Source organism: Staphylococcus sp. 11511212 (genome assembly GCF_011394755.1).
In the GTDB taxonomy this organism is placed as follows: Bacteria; Bacillota; Bacilli; order Staphylococcales; family Staphylococcaceae; genus Staphylococcus; species Staphylococcus chromogenes.
In genome coordinates this window covers 838,140-854,988 of record NZ_JAANBQ010000003.1, presented here as the reverse complement: position 1 = coordinate 854,988, position 16,849 = coordinate 838,140, and the positions used below count along the sequence as shown (strand labels likewise).

General features: G+C 36.1%; 16 protein-coding genes. 10 read left to right on the top strand and 6 right to left on the bottom strand.

The features are described from left to right. Positions 1 to 217 precede the first annotated feature (217 nt). From yjbH to G8Y84_RS05565, 3 genes are all read right to left on the bottom strand, one after another. The gene (gene yjbH, locus G8Y84_RS05575) at positions 218 to 1,012 is read right to left on the bottom strand and encodes a protease adaptor protein YjbH (RefSeq protein ID WP_037572173.1); all 795 of its coding nucleotides are present in this window, start codon (positions 1,010 to 1,012) and stop codon (positions 218 to 220) included. Positions 1,013 to 1,026: 14 nt separating this feature from the next. Further along, positions 1,027 to 1,398 (bottom strand): truncated hemoglobin YjbI, encoded by a 372-nt coding sequence (locus G8Y84_RS05570; RefSeq protein WP_037572171.1) that lies wholly within the window; start codon positions 1,396 to 1,398, stop codon positions 1,027 to 1,029. Between the two features lie 88 nt (positions 1,399 to 1,486). Continuing rightward, the gene (locus G8Y84_RS05565; RefSeq protein WP_037572169.1) at positions 1,487 to 2,077 is read right to left on the bottom strand and encodes a CYTH domain-containing protein; all 591 of its coding nucleotides are present in this window, start codon (positions 2,075 to 2,077) and stop codon (positions 1,487 to 1,489) included. A 201-nt stretch (positions 2,078 to 2,278) separates the two neighbouring features. Here G8Y84_RS05565 and G8Y84_RS05560 point away from each other — a divergent pair, with 201 nt between their 5' ends. From G8Y84_RS05560 to fabI, 7 genes are all read left to right on the top strand, one after another. After that, positions 2,279 to 2,626: a UPF0738 family protein gene (locus G8Y84_RS05560; protein ID WP_037572167.1), complete on the top strand. Its 348-nt coding sequence runs from the start codon at positions 2,279 to 2,281 to the stop codon at positions 2,624 to 2,626. A gap of 16 nt (positions 2,627 to 2,642) precedes the next feature. Next, entirely contained in the window at positions 2,643 to 3,287 is a 645-nt protein-coding gene (gene yjbM / locus G8Y84_RS05555) for a GTP diphosphokinase (RefSeq protein WP_037572160.1), read from the top strand. Continuing rightward, entirely contained in the window at positions 3,287 to 4,096 is an 810-nt protein-coding gene (locus tag G8Y84_RS05550) for an NAD kinase (protein WP_037572157.1), read from the top strand. Before yjbM ends, G8Y84_RS05550 begins: the two co-directional genes overlap by 1 nt. Further along, complete coding sequence (locus tag G8Y84_RS05545; RefSeq protein WP_037572154.1) at positions 4,093 to 4,947, top strand: RluA family pseudouridine synthase; 855 nt, start codon at positions 4,093 to 4,095, stop codon at positions 4,945 to 4,947. The genes G8Y84_RS05550 and G8Y84_RS05545 overlap by 4 nt, the downstream gene beginning before the upstream one ends. Positions 4,948 to 5,017: 70 nt before the next feature. Then, positions 5,018 to 6,361 (top strand): magnesium transporter, encoded by a 1,344-nt coding sequence (gene mgtE, locus G8Y84_RS05540; RefSeq protein ID WP_103159406.1) that lies wholly within the window; start codon positions 5,018 to 5,020, stop codon positions 6,359 to 6,361. A 10-nt stretch (positions 6,362 to 6,371) separates the two neighbouring features. Beyond that, positions 6,372 to 8,207, top strand: coding sequence for a monovalent cation:proton antiporter family protein (locus G8Y84_RS05535; RefSeq protein WP_165806178.1), 1,836 nt, complete (start codon positions 6,372 to 6,374; stop codon positions 8,205 to 8,207). A 176-nt stretch (positions 8,208 to 8,383) separates the two neighbouring features. Beyond that, positions 8,384 to 9,154: an enoyl-ACP reductase FabI gene (fabI, locus tag G8Y84_RS05530; protein WP_037572145.1), complete on the top strand. Its 771-nt coding sequence runs from the start codon at positions 8,384 to 8,386 to the stop codon at positions 9,152 to 9,154. Between the two features lie 147 nt (positions 9,155 to 9,301). On the opposite strand, the gene cozEa is transcribed toward fabI, so the two are convergent. After that, complete coding sequence (gene cozEa, locus G8Y84_RS05525) at positions 9,302 to 10,399, bottom strand: lipoteichoic acid biosynthesis protein CozEa (RefSeq protein WP_037572143.1); 1,098 nt, start codon at positions 10,397 to 10,399, stop codon at positions 9,302 to 9,304. 199 nt (positions 10,400 to 10,598) lie between these two features. On the opposite strand from cozEa, the gene G8Y84_RS05520 reads away from it, so the two are divergent. The 3 genes from G8Y84_RS05520 to G8Y84_RS05510 all read left to right on the top strand — a co-directional run bounded on the left by G8Y84_RS05520 (position 10,599) and on the right by G8Y84_RS05510 (position 13,653). Continuing rightward, the gene (locus G8Y84_RS05520; RefSeq protein ID WP_037572141.1) at positions 10,599 to 12,179 is read left to right on the top strand and encodes an alanine/glycine:cation symporter family protein; all 1,581 of its coding nucleotides are present in this window, start codon (positions 10,599 to 10,601) and stop codon (positions 12,177 to 12,179) included. A gap of 176 nt (positions 12,180 to 12,355) precedes the next feature. Continuing rightward, positions 12,356 to 13,093, top strand: coding sequence for an esterase family protein (locus tag G8Y84_RS05515; RefSeq protein WP_037573034.1), 738 nt, complete (start codon positions 12,356 to 12,358; stop codon positions 13,091 to 13,093). A gap of 50 nt (positions 13,094 to 13,143) precedes the next feature. Further along, the gene (locus G8Y84_RS05510; RefSeq protein WP_037572139.1) at positions 13,144 to 13,653 is read left to right on the top strand and encodes a 2'-5' RNA ligase family protein; all 510 of its coding nucleotides are present in this window, start codon (positions 13,144 to 13,146) and stop codon (positions 13,651 to 13,653) included. A 330-nt stretch (positions 13,654 to 13,983) separates the two neighbouring features. Here the strand turns inward: G8Y84_RS05510 and ltaA are convergent, their stop codons facing one another. Together ltaA and G8Y84_RS05500 are read right to left on the bottom strand one after the other, a co-directional pair. Beyond that, positions 13,984 to 15,171 carry a lipoteichoic acid biosynthesis MFS flippase LtaA gene (ltaA, locus tag G8Y84_RS05505; protein WP_037572135.1) on the bottom strand — a complete coding sequence of 396 codons (1,188 nt, stop codon included), beginning with the start codon at positions 15,169 to 15,171 and terminating at the stop codon, positions 13,984 to 13,986. Further along, complete coding sequence (locus G8Y84_RS05500) at positions 15,149 to 16,324, bottom strand: diglucosyl diacylglycerol synthase (protein WP_037572133.1); 1,176 nt, start codon at positions 16,322 to 16,324, stop codon at positions 15,149 to 15,151. Before G8Y84_RS05500 ends, ltaA begins: the two co-directional genes overlap by 23 nt. Positions 16,325 to 16,849: the final 525 nt, after the last annotated feature.

Genomic DNA, 16,849 nt, shown 5'->3' with positions numbered 1-16,849 from the left:
TGCATTTTTAGCCGTTAAAGGGTTGAATCGTTTGTAAACACATGATATATTATGAGCATGAAATTAATCACATAACAAACATACCCCTTTGTTTGAAGTGAAAAATTTCTCCCATCCCCTTTGTTTAGCGCCGTGTCAGAACACGGCGTTTTTTTTATACAAAAAAGTTGGAACTGATGTTAATCGCTCCAACTCCGTACCTCTTTATTTAGTTTTCTCACATTTTCGCTTTCCAAAATTCTCCACCAGGATATTTTATCTTTTCGATTTTTTGTTGTAATAAAAGTTTTTTAAGTTCTTTTTTTAGTGTTTTCTCTGGCCATTCATAAATGGTTAAAAGCTCTTCTTCAGTGACTAATTGTTTTTGAAGAATATATTCAGCCAATTTGGGGGGCAATTGCTTTTCGATTGGACTGCCCATCATTTCATTAATGATATAAGTATAAATATGGTAGGGATATAGACCTTCTACTTTTAAACCTTCTTCTTGTATATCTTCATTAAAGAACACGAGTGAAGGTGCCATTTCAACATCCATTTCGCGAGCGATATGCAAATCTACTTTTAAGCTTTCACGGAGATTTCCGTGCGCTAAGTCTTCTTGGTACACGTCGTAGTCTAAACCCGCATTCACAATACATTTTGAAATCATGTCTTCTGTGACGATATCTGGTTTAGGAATAATCTCGTTTTGAATGAGATGCATAAAGCGATGGGCACGTGCACGGCCTTGTAATTCCGCTGCCTTGAACGCCAATGCAATGTTATCTCTATCTGAAGTACTTTGAGCTTGGCATTTCGTCAATACACGTAATGAAGGGTTGAGAATATGACGAATGCGGATATATTGGCTGTATTCAATTTTTAATTTCGATAACACGGCAGACAGTTTAAAACTTTCTTTGCTGAATGGATCGAAAAAAGAATAAATTTCTATTTTGCTCACAGGAGAAAGATTGGCGTTTGTGTCTTCTTGGCAACTATGAACAACAGCTCTTAATTCTTTCGTCATGATTTCACCTACAATTAATTTTCTGTGTTAACCATATGTTCTGCAGTTAACTTTAAACGTTCATACAAATAATCGCCCACACCATGAGGGAGTTGGGCAGTTTCTATCGCAATATGCATATTTTCGAGCCATGCGTTTTTAGCATGTGCATCAATTTTAAATGGCAAATGTCTTTGGCGTAACATCGGATGGCCATGCTCTTCTGTATAAAGAGAAGGACCGCCTAAAAATTGAGTGAGAAATTGTTTTTGTTTTCTACTCGTTTCTTTAAAGTCACCAGGAAATAAGTGATTAATTCGGTTGTCTTGTTCAACAAGTGTATAAAAATGGTCAATCATGTCGTAAAGCGCATCTTGACCAATAATTTCATATGGAGTTTGAGGCATCATTTCACCTTTAATCGTTAGTTTTGATATACATAAATAATAACATGAATTTTTACATATCAAAGTAAAAACACTTATACAATACCTATCAGTTATTATTTTGGTTGAGAAAGGATTGATATTCGAAAAAACGACGGACTTTGTTCTTAGGTTCTTGGTGTTTCAAATGAAAAGATTTTAAGAGTTCATTAAAGGCGTGTTGTCCTTTTTCAAAATCTTTCACTTCAAATTCTAATTCATAGTCTTCTGTGCCAAGATAAAAACTATGGTCGAGTACAAGCAACCCATCTGTCAGTTGTTTTTCTAAGCGCAAAGTGGTCAAGGCACCTAAGATTTGAAGCGCTTCAAGATTCACGTGCTTTTCAATAAGAAGCGACTGAATTTCTTTCGGTAGGGCATTTTTTGGCACTTGTCCTTGAATGGGTTTAAGGTCCGTAGCAAAGTTATATTCATCTAACCCAATGGCTTGCGGAACTTTTAAAGTTAACTCTAAAGCTCCGTCAGCTTTTTCTCTAATGCGTAATGCCATTTTTTGTGATTGAATTTGAAAGTCAGGTGTGTCGATATAATGATTCGTTTGTTTGAAAGGGGTCGCTCCGTTAAAATATGTTGATTTAATGCTTTCGTAACTTTGTAAATTAAGTAATTGTTTGAATTCGATTTCTTTTTCGATTGCCATATGTGTTCACTCCTTATTGAGTATTATGCCGAATATGAAAAGACTTTAAAAGTATTTCTCATTCGATAGATAGACGATGAGTCCTTAGTGGAATTATGTTAAAATGTTAGATGATAAGGCCGTGTGCCTCGATGATAAAAGAAAAGGGATTGGGGAATGTGCGGATATCACTACCGCCTCCCATATCTAGGAGGAGAACGTATGCGTATATATGTTAATGAAATTAAAATTCAAGATGATCAAATGTTATGTTATACAGATCAATCGACAGAAGGTTTATCTGAAGTTGGTCAGATGATTGTGGACAGTGACAATTTTTCATTCGTATATTTGATGGATAATGGGTCATCATTTTCTTACTTAATTTTTGTTCAAGAAACGTGGTCAATGCTTCATGAACATAAAGACAAAAAAATTGTCATTAATGATACGTTAACGTTAACACAATTCAAAGATGAACTAACGTATTTATTAGATAATATAGAAGGTAATTCCAATTATGGTAATGAATTTGTGGCAGCCGTTGAAGAAACATTTGAATTAGTATGAAGCGGAGTGAGGTAAGATGAACCAGTGGGAAATTTTTCTAGCGCCTTATCGTCAAGCAATTGATGAACTAAAAATTAAACTCAAAGGGTTACGTAAAGAATATCAAGTCACAGAACACAATTCTCCCATCGAGTTTGTGACAGGGCGTGTCAAGCCGATTACAAGTATTATTGATAAGGCGAATAAAAGGGGGATCCCATTTGATCGCTTACGTGAAGAAATGTATGACATTGCTGGATTACGTATGATGTGTCAATTTGTGGATGATATTGATAAAGTGGTTGAATTGTTAAAACAACGTAAAGACTTCAAAGTAATTGAAGAACGTGATTATATAAAAGACACAAAACAAAGTGGGTATCGTTCATATCATGTTATTATCGAATATCCTATTGAGACACTTGACGGTCAGAAGACGATTCTTGCTGAAATTCAAATTAGAACACTAGCAATGAATTTTTGGGCGACCATCGAACATACTTTGCGTTACAAATATGATGGTGATTATCCACCAGAAATACAAAAACGATTAGAACGTGCAGCAGAAGCGGCATTTTTATTAGATGAAGAAATGTCTGAAATTAAAGAAGAAATTAAAGAAGCACAAAAGTTTTATTCAAAAAAACGTGCAGATAAGCATGAAAATCGTGGGGTGGAGTAATGCGATATGTGATTTTATCAAAAGGTGACGCCAAGTCAGAGGCCCTTAAACATAAAATGATGAGCCATATGCATGATTTCAAGATGATAGAAGATAATGAAAATCCAGAAATCGTCATTTCAGTTGGAGGAGATGGAACACTATTACAAGCGTTTCATCAATATAGTCACATGTTATCTAAATGTGCTTTTGTAGGAATACATACCGGACATTTAGGGTTTTATGCAGATTGGCTCCCCCATGAAGTTGAAAAGCTCATAATCGAAATCAACAACTCAGATTTTCAAGTGATTGAATATCCCTTATTAGAAATTATTGTCAGATATAATGATAAAGGGTATGAAACACGTCATCTTGCCTTAAATGAAGCGACAATGAAAACAGAGAATGGGACAACGCTTGTCGTCGACTTAGACATTCGCGGACAACATTTTGAACGTTTTAGAGGGGACGGTTTGTGTATTTCAACACCTTCAGGATCAACGGCTTATAACAAAGCGTTAGGTGGTGCACTGATACATCCGTCGCTTGAAGCGATACAAATTGCGGAAATTGCCTCTATCAATAACCGCGTTTTTAGGACAGTCGGGTCTCCACTTGTATTGCCTAAACATCATACATGTCATGTAAGACCCGTCAATCACGATTCTATATTGACAACAATCGACCATGTGAGTATTAAGCATAAAAATGTGAATGCAATACAGTATCGTGTAGCCAATGAGAAAATACGCTTTGCGCGCTTTAGACCTTTTCCTTTTTGGAAACGTGTGCATGATTCATTTATTTCAAGTGGCGATGACGTATGATTTTTAAATATTTGATTCAAGAGCGTCATTTATTAAAGACATTTTTATATGAGCAACAGTTTTCGAAAAAAATGATTAGCGCCATTAAGCAAAATGGCGCTTTACTTGTTAATGGTCAACCCGTGACGGTAAGGGCTCAACTCGAAGAAGGGGATCAACTTGAAGTTCACCTTCCTATAGAAACGCCGAGTGAAAGTTTAATCCCTTATGAGAAACCGCTCAATATTCTTTATGAAGATGAATGGTTACTGATTGTAACAAAGCCTGCTGCGCAAAATAGTGCGCCTTCACGGGAACATCCACATCAGAGTCTTGTCGAACAAGTTTTGAGTTATATGCAACAGGCTGAGTCACAAGGTATACCGCATATAGTGACACGTCTAGATCGTCATACGATGGGCATTGTTATTTTTGCAAAATCGCGTCATCTCCATCATTTAATGACGCAAACTTCTATTGATAAAATATATGAATGTATCTGTGAGGGGAATTTGACGGAACCCAATGAAATTGTTGCACCTATTGCAAGAGCTGATGACAGTATTATCTCAAGGTGCGTTTCACCAGAGGGAAAGTATGCCAAAACACTTTATTGGCCCATTAAAAATTTCAAGACTTATACATTATGCCGTGTTAAACTTGTAACGGGAAGAACACATCAAATTCGCGTGCATTTTCAATATATAGGTGCACCCATTGTAGGGGATGGACTGTATGGCACTCAACATGCTTTATACACGTCACAATTACTAAAATGTGCTGAAGTAAAATTTATACACCCCATCACTAAAGATGTATTACATATTAAAGCGACACATCCAAATTTGAATAAACTTTTGATGACATTATAAGGAAACGTAAGAGACGGAGGTGGCACCATTGACGGATGAAAAAGAGCAAATCGTTTTAGATGACGAAGAGATGTATGATAAAGCTTTACTTGATCACCTCATTCATCAGGATGACATTGACGGATTTCGCGAAGCTTTTTTAGAACTTCACTCTTATGAGCAAAGTGAGTACTTTGAAGAAAGTGAAAGTGATATTCGTCAAAAAATGTATCAATTTCTTTCACCGGAAGAAGTGGCCGAATTTTTCGAGCATTTAGAGATAGATGAAGAGGCTTATGAAGATTTATTTGAAGAAATGAATGCGACATATGCGAGTCAAATTTTAGAACATATGTCCTATGATAACGCCGTAGACATTTTAAATCAGTTATCTAAGCGTAAAATTGCAAGCCTTTTATTATTAATGAACAAAGAAGATGCGAGCGAGATTAAAGCATTATTACATTATGATGAAGATACTGCCGGCGGTATCATGACAACAGAATTTATCTCATTGACCATCAATACCCCTGTTCACGAGGCGATGATGCGTGTTAAAGATCAAGCGCCGGATGCAGAAACCATTTATGTGATTTTTGTTGTGGATGAACAGAAAAAATTAGTTGGTGTTATTTCGTTACGAGATTTAATCGTCGCTGAAAATGATGCCTACATTGAGGATATTATGAGTGAACGTGTCATTAGCGCAAATGTCGCAGATGACCAAGAAGACGTAGCCCAAACAATGAGAGACTATGATTTTATCGCAATGCCAGTTGTCGATTACCAAAATCATTTATTAGGGATTATTACAATCGATGATATCGTCGATGTTATGGATGAAGAGGCGAGTGAAGACTACTCACGTTTAGCCGGGGTCTCAGATATAGATTCTACAGACGATTCTATTGTTAAAACAGCATTAAAACGTTTGCCGTGGTTGTTAATCTTAACTGTACTAGGGATGATTACGGCTTCCATACTGGGCTCTTTTGAAGAAACACTTGAAAAAGTGGCGTTACTCGCTGCATTTATTCCTATCATTAGCGGGATGTCCGGAAACTCTGGTACGCAATCCCTGGCCGTTGCTGTACGTAATATTTCTACAGGTGAGATTGATGAGAAGAGTAAGTTTAAACTTGCTTTGCGAGAGTCAGGAAGTGGTTTACTCACAGGAATTTGTTGTGCCACGAGTTTGTTTTTTATTATATTATTACTTTACCGAGAACCGTTTCTTGGGTTAATTGTAGGGGGAAGTTTAACGATCGCCATGACAGTAGGAACAACGATAGGTTCGGTGATTCCGCTCATTATGAATAAGATTGGTATCGACCCTGCTGTTGCAAGTGGTCCCTTTATTACTACCATTAACGATATTGTGAGTATGTTAATTTACTTTGGATTGGCAACCACATTTATGACATATCTAGTTTAAGGAGGAGTCTATGGAATTTGTATCGCTCGTTGTTGTTATTATTGCTGCGCTGCTCACCCCCATCTTAGTCAATCGACTAAGAATTTCCTTTTTACCTGTAGTGGTTGCGGAAATTTTAATGGGGATTATTATCGGGAATTCGTTTTTAAATCTCGTTCATCGAGACAACGTTTTAGACATTCTTTCAACACTAGGCTTTATCTTTTTAATGTTTTTGAGTGGGCTTGAAATTGATTTTAATGCTTTCAAAAAAGATAAAACAAAGGCTAAAAAAGATAAACATGAAGGACCTAGTCATCTTTCTTTATCTTTATATGTATTTATTTTAATTATGGTCATTTCAATCGTTTTGGCATTCGGCTTTATGTGGATTGGCTTGATTAATGATGTCCTTCTCATGGTGATTATTATCTCGACGATTTCTTTAGGTGTGGTTGTCCCAACATTAAAAGAAATGAACATAATGAGTACGACGATTGGGCAATTTATTTTACTCGTTGCAGTACTCGCAGATTTGGCGACAATGTTGCTGTTAACAGTCTATGGTACCATTCATGCTAAAGGCGGCGGTACGATTTGGCTTATCGGAATACTCGTTGTGTTTACTGTGGTGTTTTATGTTTTAGGAGGACTTTTTAAAAAAGCGCCATTCCTTAATAAATTGATGGATGGTACAACACAAATTGGTATCCGCGCGGTCTTTGCTTTAATTATTTTACTTGTCGTTCTTGCTGAAGGTGTCGGCGCTGAACATATACTGGGGGCCTTTTTGGCCGGGGTAGTTGTATCCTTGCTACAACCCAATAAAGAACTTGTAGAAAAGCTCGACTCATTTGGATATGGCTTTTTTATCCCGATATTTTTCATTATGGTAGGTGTGGATTTAGATATTCCATCATTAATTCAAAATCCATCACTTCTTATCATTATTCCTGTATTAATTTTGGCCTTCCTAATTTCAAAATTAATACCTGTACTTATCATTAAAAAATGGTTTGATATGAAAACGACCATTGCCTCTGCCTTTTTACTGACGTCAACGTTGTCATTAGTGATTGCCGCCGCTAAAATCGCAGAACGATTAGGTACCATTAGTGCAGATACCTCAGGGATTTTAATTTTAAGTGCGGTCATTACTTGTGTTATTGTACCAATTGTATTTAAAAAGCTATTCCCGTTACCTGATGAAATGCAACGTTCAATAAAGGTAGCTATGATTGGTAAAAACCAGCTATCAATTCCAATCGCTCAAAGTTTGCAATCCCAACTTTATCAAATAACGTTGTTCTATCGTAAAGATTTGACAGATCATCGCATTTTATCTGACGACATAACAATGGTTGAGATTGCTGACTATGAATCAAAAATGTTGGAGCGATTAGGCCTATTTGAGAGCGATATTGTTGTATGTTCAACGAATGATGATGAAATCAACCGAAAAGTCGCATTAATGGCAAAAGAATTTGGGGTTGAGCGTGTCATTTGTAGATTAGAAACAAATGATGAAGAACATCAACTCAAGCATCAAGGGATTGAAATATTTAGTAACTTCCAAAGTAATCAAATATTACTTAAAGGGATGATTGAAACTCCGAACATGTTGAACTTATTGAGTAATGTTGAAACGTCTATTTACGAAATTGGAATGTTCAACTATGCTTTTGATGAAACACAACTGCGTAACTTCCCATTTGATGGAGATATTATCTTTGTCAGAATTATTCGTAATAACGAATCGATTGTGCCGCATGGGGATACAAAACTTCAATACGGAGATCGTTTGATTGTGACGGGTTCTAAAGAGTATGTCGATCAACTTAAAATGGAACTCGAAATGTTTAAATAACGCTAAAGAACTTCATTTCTTTTTTCTTAAGAGATGGCGTTTTTTGTTTTTCAATGGTGGTGGCATAACAAAATCATCTTAATGCTTTAAAAAGGGATTTGATTTTAAAAAATTAAGACCAGATGTTAAAATTAAAGATGAATTTTGTATATCTTAATTTAAAGGAGCAATTCACAGTGATAAATTTAGAAGGTAAAACGTATGTCATCATGGGCATTGCTAATAAAAGAAGTATTGGCTTTGGTGTCGCAAAAGTTTTAGATCAACTCGGAGCTAAGCTTGTTTTTACATACAGAAAAGAGCGTAGCTTCAAAGAATTAGACAAATTGATTGATCAATTAAACCAAAAAGAAAAACATGTGTATCAAATTGATGTTCAAAGTGATGAAGATGTTGAAAATGGTTTTGAACGCATCGGTAAAGAAGTCGGTAAAATTGATGGAGTCTTCCACTCTATCGCATTTGCACGTGTAGAAGAATTACGTGGACGTTATTCGGAAACGTCTCGTGATGGGTTCTTATTGGCCCAAGATATTAGCTCTTATTCATTAACGATTGTTGCTCGTGAAGCACGAAAAATAATGAATGAAGCTGGAAGTATTGTGACGTCTTCTTATATTGGTGGAGAATTTGCAGTGCCTAATTACAATGTAATGGGGATTGCGAAAGCCAGCTTAGAAGCGAATGTGAAATATCTTGCAGCTGATTTAGGTCAAGATAATATCCGTGTGAACTGTATTTCTGCGGGCCCTATTAAAACGTTAAGTTCACGTGGAGTGGGTAACTTTACGACAATTCTTAAAGAAATCGAGCAACGTGCGCCGCTACAACGTAATGTAAATCAAGAAGAAGTGGGTAAAACTGCAGCGTTCTTATTAAGTGATTTTTCTAGTGGTATTACAGGCGAAAATATCCATGTAGATGCCGGCTTCCATGCGATAAAATAAATATATTTAATTAAGCTGTAAAACGATATATGAAAGACTGTCGACCACACTTTTGTCGGCAGTTTTTTATTTGTAGTCAAGAGGATAGGCATTTGATAGAAAAAACCGCGGATTAAGAGAGTTCTCAATCCGCGGTTTTATTATGTGTTATAAAAGATCATGGTCATTGACGTCGCTTCGAGCTTTTAGCATAATTTGATGTCGGTATTTAAAGACGTTACGAACGATTGTTTTAAGTACCGCATAAAGTGGCACGGCAACTAAGATTAATACAAAACCACCTAAACTTCCTGAAGCCAAAATAACAATGATAATTGTTAAAGGGTGGATGTTGAGAGATTTCCCCATTACGTTAGGTGTAATGACATTACCTTCAAGTTGTTGTGCAATCAAAGTGACCACACAAACCCAAATGAAGGTAGAGGGGCTTTGGATAAGACCTAAAATACCCGCTGGTAAAAAGGCCATCCATGGACCAAGGAACGGAATCATATTCGCAACAATGGCAAACATGACAAGTAATACTGTATATTCGAGGCCAATAAGGCTATAGCCGATAAATAAAATAGCACCTAGGATTAAACTGACCATCACTTGACCTTGAATGTATGATTTTAAAGTATGATTTAAATCTGTTAAAAGGTCAACAATGAAAATTTTACGGTCCCCGTTAAACCAACGTGCAACGGCAGGGATAAAACGTTCGTGATCCTTTAACATAAAAATTAAGAAAAATGGCACTAAAATAAGCAAGAATAGTGTCGAAATAACGCTTGTAATAATATTAAAAGAATTCGACAAGATATCTGTTATATAAGAACCTACTTTTGAAATCATACTGTTAATTTTTTCGGTTACGTTTGAAGGTAAGCGATCTCTTTGATCAAGAACAAAATTAATGAGCTCTTGTGCTTCACGTTGGATGGTAGGAATATTTTTAATTAAATTTTGGACTTGGTTTGTAATCACAGGACCCACAACACCGATGATAGCAGCAATAATTGCACTAAGACCAAGAAGGATAATTGTAATACTCGCCCATCTCGGAACATGTCTTTTTTCAAGCATTTTTTGAAATGGTAAGCATATGTAAAATAAAAATCCGGCCAATAATAACGGCAACAACACCGATTGGACGATAATTACGAGTGGCATGAAAATATTGTTGATTTCTAAGAAGAGCTTAATTAATAGGAAGAGAATTAACAAAGCTACTCCCGTTCGAAACCACACTTTATTCGTCATAAAATGCGCCTCCTTTAAATTTTTTAGTCACATTTCAGTATAGCCCAAAACGAGAAGTGATGAAACAAAATTTCAAGTATAAAATTACAAAAGCTAATTTTTTAATTGTGTTGCACGGATTATATTTAACAGGTATAATGAATTCATATTTATCTGAAAATTATAAATTTTAATTTTCGGACAAGATGGGGGTATGTTTATGGTAGAAACAATTGTGGGATGGTTGAATGAAATCGTATGGAGCAAGCCGTTGGTATATGGCCTTTTGTTAACTGGAATTTTATTCAGTTTAATGACACGCTTTTTACAAGTAAGACACTTTAAAGAAATGATACGCTTAATGTTCCAAGGGGAAAAATCACCGACAGGGATATCGAGTTTTCAGGCTATTGCGCTATCATTAGCGGGACGTGTCGGAACAGGTAATATTGTTGGGGTTTCAACTGCAATATTCATCGGTGGTCCAGGAGCGGTTTTTTGGATGTGGGCGACAGCATTTTTAGGAGCAGGAACAGCATTTATTGAATCAACATTAGGTCAAATCTTTAAAAAAGAAGAAGACGGAGAGTATCGTGGGGGTCCAGCTTATTACATAGAACAAGGGATAAAGGGGAAATTCGGTAAAATTTATGGACTTCTATTTGCGGTTGTAACCATCATTTCGGTTGGATTACTCTTACCTGGGGTACAATCGAATGCAATTGCAAGTTCAATGAATAACGCATTTGGTATTCCAACATGGGTCATTGCCGTTGCACTCATCGTTATTTTAGCACTTATTATTTTTGGGGGCATAAAATGGATTGCCAAAGTAGCAACAGCCGTTGTGCCATTTATGGCAATTTTATACATTTTAATGGCGCTCGTTATTATTGCTTTGAATATTACAGAGGTACCCGCTTTATTTGCATTAATTTTTAAATCAGCTTTTGGTATGGAAGCGGCGTTTGGCGGTATTATTGGTGCAATGATTGAAATTGGGGTTAAACGTGGATTGTATTCTAACGAGGCTGGACAAGGAACAGGACCTCACGCAGCAGCGGCCGCTGAAGTATCGCATCCGGCGAAACAAGGTCTGGTTCAAGCATTCTCAGTTTACGTGGATACATTATTTGTTTGTACAGCCACAGCGCTTATCATTTTAATTTCAGGAACTTACAATACAACAGACGGTACAACCGATGCGAATGGACGCCCAGGATTAATAGAAAATGGGGGTATATATGTTCAAAATGCTGATGGCACAAAAGATTATTCAGGAACAGCAATGTATGCACAAGCAGGGATTGATAAAGCTTTTCAAGGCGCTCAATATCATTTTGATCCGACGTTTTCAGGTTTAGGCTCTTATTTCATTGCGATTGCTTTATTCTTTTTCGCATTTACGACGATTTTAGCTTATTACTATATGGCAGAAACTAATGTGAGTTATATTACGAATAGAATCGCTAAAAAACAAAACAAAATATGGCGTAATGTCATCCGTGTTTTATTAATTGTAGCTACGGCTTATGGTTCAATTAAAACAGCAGACGTCGCTTGGGCGTTAGGGGATTTAGGGGTAGGAATGATGGCTTGGTTGAATATCATTGCCATTTGGATATTGTGTAAACCAGCGCTCAAGGCGTTGAAAGATTTCGAGCAACAAAAGAAGAAAAATGGAACGGGTAAAACAGCGATTTATCGTCCTGATCCGAAAGAACTTCCTAACGCCACGTTTTGGTTAGAAGATTATCCACGTCGATTGCGCGAAGAAAATTATCGTCCAGATAGCGAATAATAGATTGGAAATAACAAGGCAGTCAATCACGAGTAAATGTGGACCAATCAAAGTGTAACATTCATTAATATAAAATAAGAGTGGTAGGCGGTCTTCTATCCTCACGCTCTATTTAACAAGTTAAGCGTCTCTTGGTACAATATCTTTATTGAATAAAAACAGGGGGCGCTTTAATGATGAGTGAATTTAAACCTGGACAAGTAATAACCACACAATTGTATAGTGAAATCTTACAACGTGAGGTCACTTTGTCTGTGTATTTACCAGAAGATTATTCTGATTTGTATAAAAGTAAAGTGGTTTTATGCTTTGATGGAAGGGATTTTTTACGTTTCGGGCAAATTCATCGTGTGTATGAAAGGTTACGACGAGATCATGCTGTAGAACGTGTGATTATTGTTGGTTTTCATTATGAGAATGTAGAAAAACGACGCACCGAATTTCATCCCCAAGGTGAAAAAGCGGCCAATACAGTGCGAGCGGTCGCTCAAGAAGTATTACCTTGGATTGATGAAACTTTCCCGACTTATAGAGTGGGAAATGCGCGGCTCCTTTTAGGTGATAGTCTTGCAGGGAGTATTGCATTACTGACTGCATTATCTTATCCTCGAGTGATGAGTCAAGTGGGGATGTTGAGTCCTCATTATGATGAGGTTGTAGAGTCTTTATTTCAACGGTGCCAATTTAAGAATGACTTAACCATTTGGCATGTGGTCGGTAAGGAAGAAATAGACTTTGAACTCCCGACGAGTGGTGAACGGGCAGACTTTTTAACACCTAATCGAGCGTTAAGTCGCTTAATCGCATCAACTTCAGCAACGTATCATTATGAAGAATTAGATGGGGGACATAACTGGAAAACGTGGAAAAAAGAATTACCCGCATTGTTAAAATACTTTTTAAGTAACCAATGATATAATTTTTTGCTATAATAGAAACAAGGACAAACAAAGGAGGAATTTCAATGATTTTAGGATTAGCGTTAATTCCGTCACAAGCGTTTCAAGAAGAGGTCAATGCCTACCGTAAACGCTACGATAAACATTACACAAAAATTAAACCGCACGTGACTGTTAAAAGTCAATTCGAAGTCGATGACAATGCACTAGACTCTATTAAACAAGATATTCCAAAGCGTCTTGAAGGTGTGCAACCTGTAACGGTTCATGCAACGAAAGCATCTAACTTCGCACCTACAACGAACGTCATCTATTTTAAAGTTGAAAAAACGGACGAATTACAAGATTTATTCAACCGTTTTGATGGCGATGACTTCTACGGCGAAGCGGAGCACCCATTTGTACCTCATTTTACAATTGCTCAAGGTTTGACAAGTCAAGAATTTGAAGACATTTACGGTCAAGTTCGTTTGGCTGGAATTGAGCATAAAGAAATCATTGATAAATTGTCTTTAATGAAATTTAATGACGACGCCGATAAATGGGAAGAAATTGAAACATATACTTTAGGTTAATGCACATTTTAATTGAACAAAATGGATGAGACCTTATTTTGATAAGATACATATTTTAATGTCCGGTTTGTGATGTTGAAATATGTATCTTTTTTTGGTCTGAAAAAGGAGTTCTGCGCATAATTTGAGGACTTACAAGGCGTTATCACGTAAACTTTAAGTGAAAGCAAAAAAAGGCAGGAGAGTGTCTACTTCTATTAGAATAACCACCCAAATTTATCTGACGAAAAATTTGGATGGCTATTTTTTTAGTGAGGTAAATATTATAATGTACCCCTTGAAATATAGAATTTAACATCTCTATGGACTCAACCTTGACGATTACAAACCTCAAGCTTTACGGTGTCGTTTTAAAAAATAGATGCCATAGAAAAAGGCTAAAAAGTAAATAAGGATCGCCGCAAAATAAAAAGTATAAACAGGGCTACCTGTAAATTGAGAAATAGGTCCGCCGAGTAATGGCCCTATCATTGCACCAAAGCCTTGAATACTATTGATAACACCCCATGTTTCTTCTTGTTCGTTTTGATGGATAAAGCTTGCCATAAACGTATTCCATGCAGGAAGTAAAAGTCCATAAAGTAAACCAATAAAAAAGGCAATCCCCCATACGATGAAAATTTGGTGGATAAATGCAAATGACAGTATTGCGCTCGCATAGACGAAAAAGCCTATAAAAATGACGCTATACATAAATTTATTAGAATGTTTATCGATAATTTTAGATAAAAATAACATCGAAACGGTACATCCGATTCCCCCAATAATAATGGCTAAAGTGTACTCAACCGTTGATACACCTATAATGTTAATGGCGTAAATCGGGAGAACGAGGACGAGTGCGCTAATCGCAATGCCTTGTATCAAAATACCAGGAAATAAAATGAGATGTCTTTTCGACACACTCACAATTTGTTTTAACTGTTGTTTAATATTTTTAGGGTTATAGGCTGTTAAAGAGACTTTGACAAACATATAGAGTAGAAATGCGAGTGCGACACATGCGGTCATTAAAAAGTTGAACTGAGTCGGATGCGCTTTAAAAATTAAGTTCATTACAATCATTCCAGATAATAAACCAGCAAGCCATGCAAAATAAACATAACCCATTTGTTTACCGCGAGTAGACTCTTCAACGTTTGCTAACATAATGACCCATATTGGACAAACAGCAATCCCTAACATAAGCGCACTTAATATCAGCACCAAGGGTGATATTGGGAACCATATAACGAAAAACAAACTTGCGAGTGCCAAAATAAACCCCACAGTCAACACTATTTTAGTACCTAAACGCTTTAAAACAAATCCGATGACAAAATTTGAAACGGAATCTGCAATAAAGTGGATGGAAACTGCGACGGACGTAATACCAACTGCGATGGAAGTAGCAGTTGGTAAAAGGGGTAAATAGCTAAGCACATACATGCCTCTCGCAAATTCCATAAAAAATAGGATAACTAATAATAGATAAAAGTTTTTCATATAGTTATCTTTATTTGACGAGTAATTTTGCATATAAAGGTACCTTTCCATAAACATTGTCGTATTGCATTGCATCATTTAATAGCTCAAGTAAATCTTCACATAAACGTTGTGTGGCATAACGCGTTCGCAATTGAGCCATAGTGTCTATCATTTCTTTTAATTGATGCGGATGATTCGTTAAATGTGTCACGATGTCAATTGCTTCATCAGGTGTAAAAGCAATACGACCAAAGTTTTTATCTTCAAAATAATAAGCATTTTCTAATTCTTGTCCAGGTGCAGGATTTAAAAATACCATCGGTACTTGACGTGTTAATGCTTCGGAAATAGTAATACCTCCTGGCTTGGTAATCATCATATGACTTGAAGCCATCCACTCATTCATATGTTTTGTAAATCCTAAAATCAGTACTTTAGGATTATCTTTAAACGTCGCAGACAACTGGCGTTTTAGTTCTTTGCTACGACCACATACCATCACAACTTGAGCGTTAGGACTTTCGTCAAGAATACGTTGGATCATTTGATCAAAACCTTTGGAGACACCAAACGCTCCGGCAGACATTAATATTGTCTGCGCATTTGGATCTAGACCGTTTTGTTGTAACCAAGCGGTGCGATCAATCTCTACCTCAAATTTATCAGGAATAGGAATCCCAGTGACTTTGATTTGTTCACTTGGGACGCCAACCTGTTCGAATTCTCTTTTTAAGTCGTCTGTAGCTAAATAATAGCGTTCCGAATTAGGAGTAATCCAGTTTTTATGCATGCGATAATCAGTCATCACTGTTGCAATTGGAATGTTCATATTGAACTGCTCTGTTAAGACAGACATCACTGGAGTAGGAAACGTCAACAAGATTAAATCAGGTTTTTCTTTAAGCAATAAGTTTAATAAACGATTTAAACCATAATATTTATAGAAACATTTATCTAACTCGTTCGGGCGACTATAGTAAAATGCTTTATACATACGACGAAAATATTTAAAACTATTGATATACCATTTTTTGGTGATTGTAGTGAGGATAGGGTGAGCTTCTAAAAAGAGGTCATGTGAAATCACTGTAAGGTTATCTAGTTTAAGGTTATTAAGTTGTTCTACGATGCTATTAGTGACTTGAATATGTCCGTTACCAAATGAACCAGTAATGATTAATATTTTTTTCTTATATGTCACCATGATTAGGTCACCCTCCGTCTATTGTTTTCTGTAACTTACAGAAGTATGCAACAGCTGTATATTTGAATACGTATTTAGTGTAACTTAAAATGTATTCATTGTGAAAAGATTATTTTAATCCTAACAAAACTATTACAATTTTAATGTGTCGTAAGTGATGTTAAAAATATCTATATATTTTACAAAAAAGATAAAGAATTAAGGATAGAATATGACTTATGTAGAATCAAAACTGTCCTCGTCTCACTGTTATATGTATATGGAACTGGGGGGTCCATTCTTTTTTGACGTAAACAAATTCATTATTATATCTTAATATATCCCCAACATAGACACAACAAAAAAGTGGTTTTAACTTAAGAAATGACAGTTTGCACGTTCGTACTTTCTATTCCCTATTTTCCAAACAACAAGTTATAAAATAGGAAGTTTTTTGAATTTTAATGGTAAAATCATCCTGGATTTTATATGATTTTATTGAGAAAAGTGTATAATGAGTGAGTGAAAATAAAAGGAGAGATTTTT

Coding starts and splice junctions, on each gene's coding strand:
- G8Y84_RS05535 (WP_165806178.1), top strand. CDS start 6,372: ATGGAATTTGTATCGCTCGTTGTTGTTATTATTGCTGCGCTGCTCACC.
- cozEa (WP_037572143.1), bottom strand. CDS start 10,399: ATGACGAATAAAGTGTGGTTTCGAACGGGAGTAGCTTTGTTAATTCTC.
- mgtE (WP_103159406.1), top strand. CDS start 5,018: ATGTATGATAAAGCTTTACTTGATCACCTCATTCATCAGGATGACATT.
- yjbM (WP_037572160.1), top strand. CDS start 2,643: ATGAACCAGTGGGAAATTTTTCTAGCGCCTTATCGTCAAGCAATTGAT.
- G8Y84_RS05565 (WP_037572169.1), bottom strand. CDS start 2,077: ATGGCAATCGAAAAAGAAATCGAATTCAAACAATTACTTAATTTACAA.
- G8Y84_RS05545 (WP_037572154.1), top strand. CDS start 4,093: ATGATTTTTAAATATTTGATTCAAGAGCGTCATTTATTAAAGACATTT.
- yjbH (WP_037572173.1), bottom strand. CDS start 1,012: ATGACGAAAGAATTAAGAGCTGTTGTTCATAGTTGCCAAGAAGACACA.
- G8Y84_RS05510 (WP_037572139.1), top strand. CDS start 13,144: ATGATTTTAGGATTAGCGTTAATTCCGTCACAAGCGTTTCAAGAAGAG.
- G8Y84_RS05500 (WP_037572133.1), bottom strand. CDS start 16,324: ATGGTGACATATAAGAAAAAAATATTAATCATTACTGGTTCATTTGGT.
- G8Y84_RS05570 (WP_037572171.1), bottom strand. CDS start 1,398: ATGCCTCAAACTCCATATGAAATTATTGGTCAAGATGCGCTTTACGAC.
- G8Y84_RS05515 (WP_037573034.1), top strand. CDS start 12,356: ATGAGTGAATTTAAACCTGGACAAGTAATAACCACACAATTGTATAGT.
- G8Y84_RS05550 (WP_037572157.1), top strand. CDS start 3,287: ATGCGATATGTGATTTTATCAAAAGGTGACGCCAAGTCAGAGGCCCTT.
- ltaA (WP_037572135.1), bottom strand. CDS start 15,171: ATGCAAAATTACTCGTCAAATAAAGATAACTATATGAAAAACTTTTAT.
- G8Y84_RS05520 (WP_037572141.1), top strand. CDS start 10,599: ATGGTAGAAACAATTGTGGGATGGTTGAATGAAATCGTATGGAGCAAG.
- G8Y84_RS05560 (WP_037572167.1), top strand. CDS start 2,279: ATGCGTATATATGTTAATGAAATTAAAATTCAAGATGATCAAATGTTA.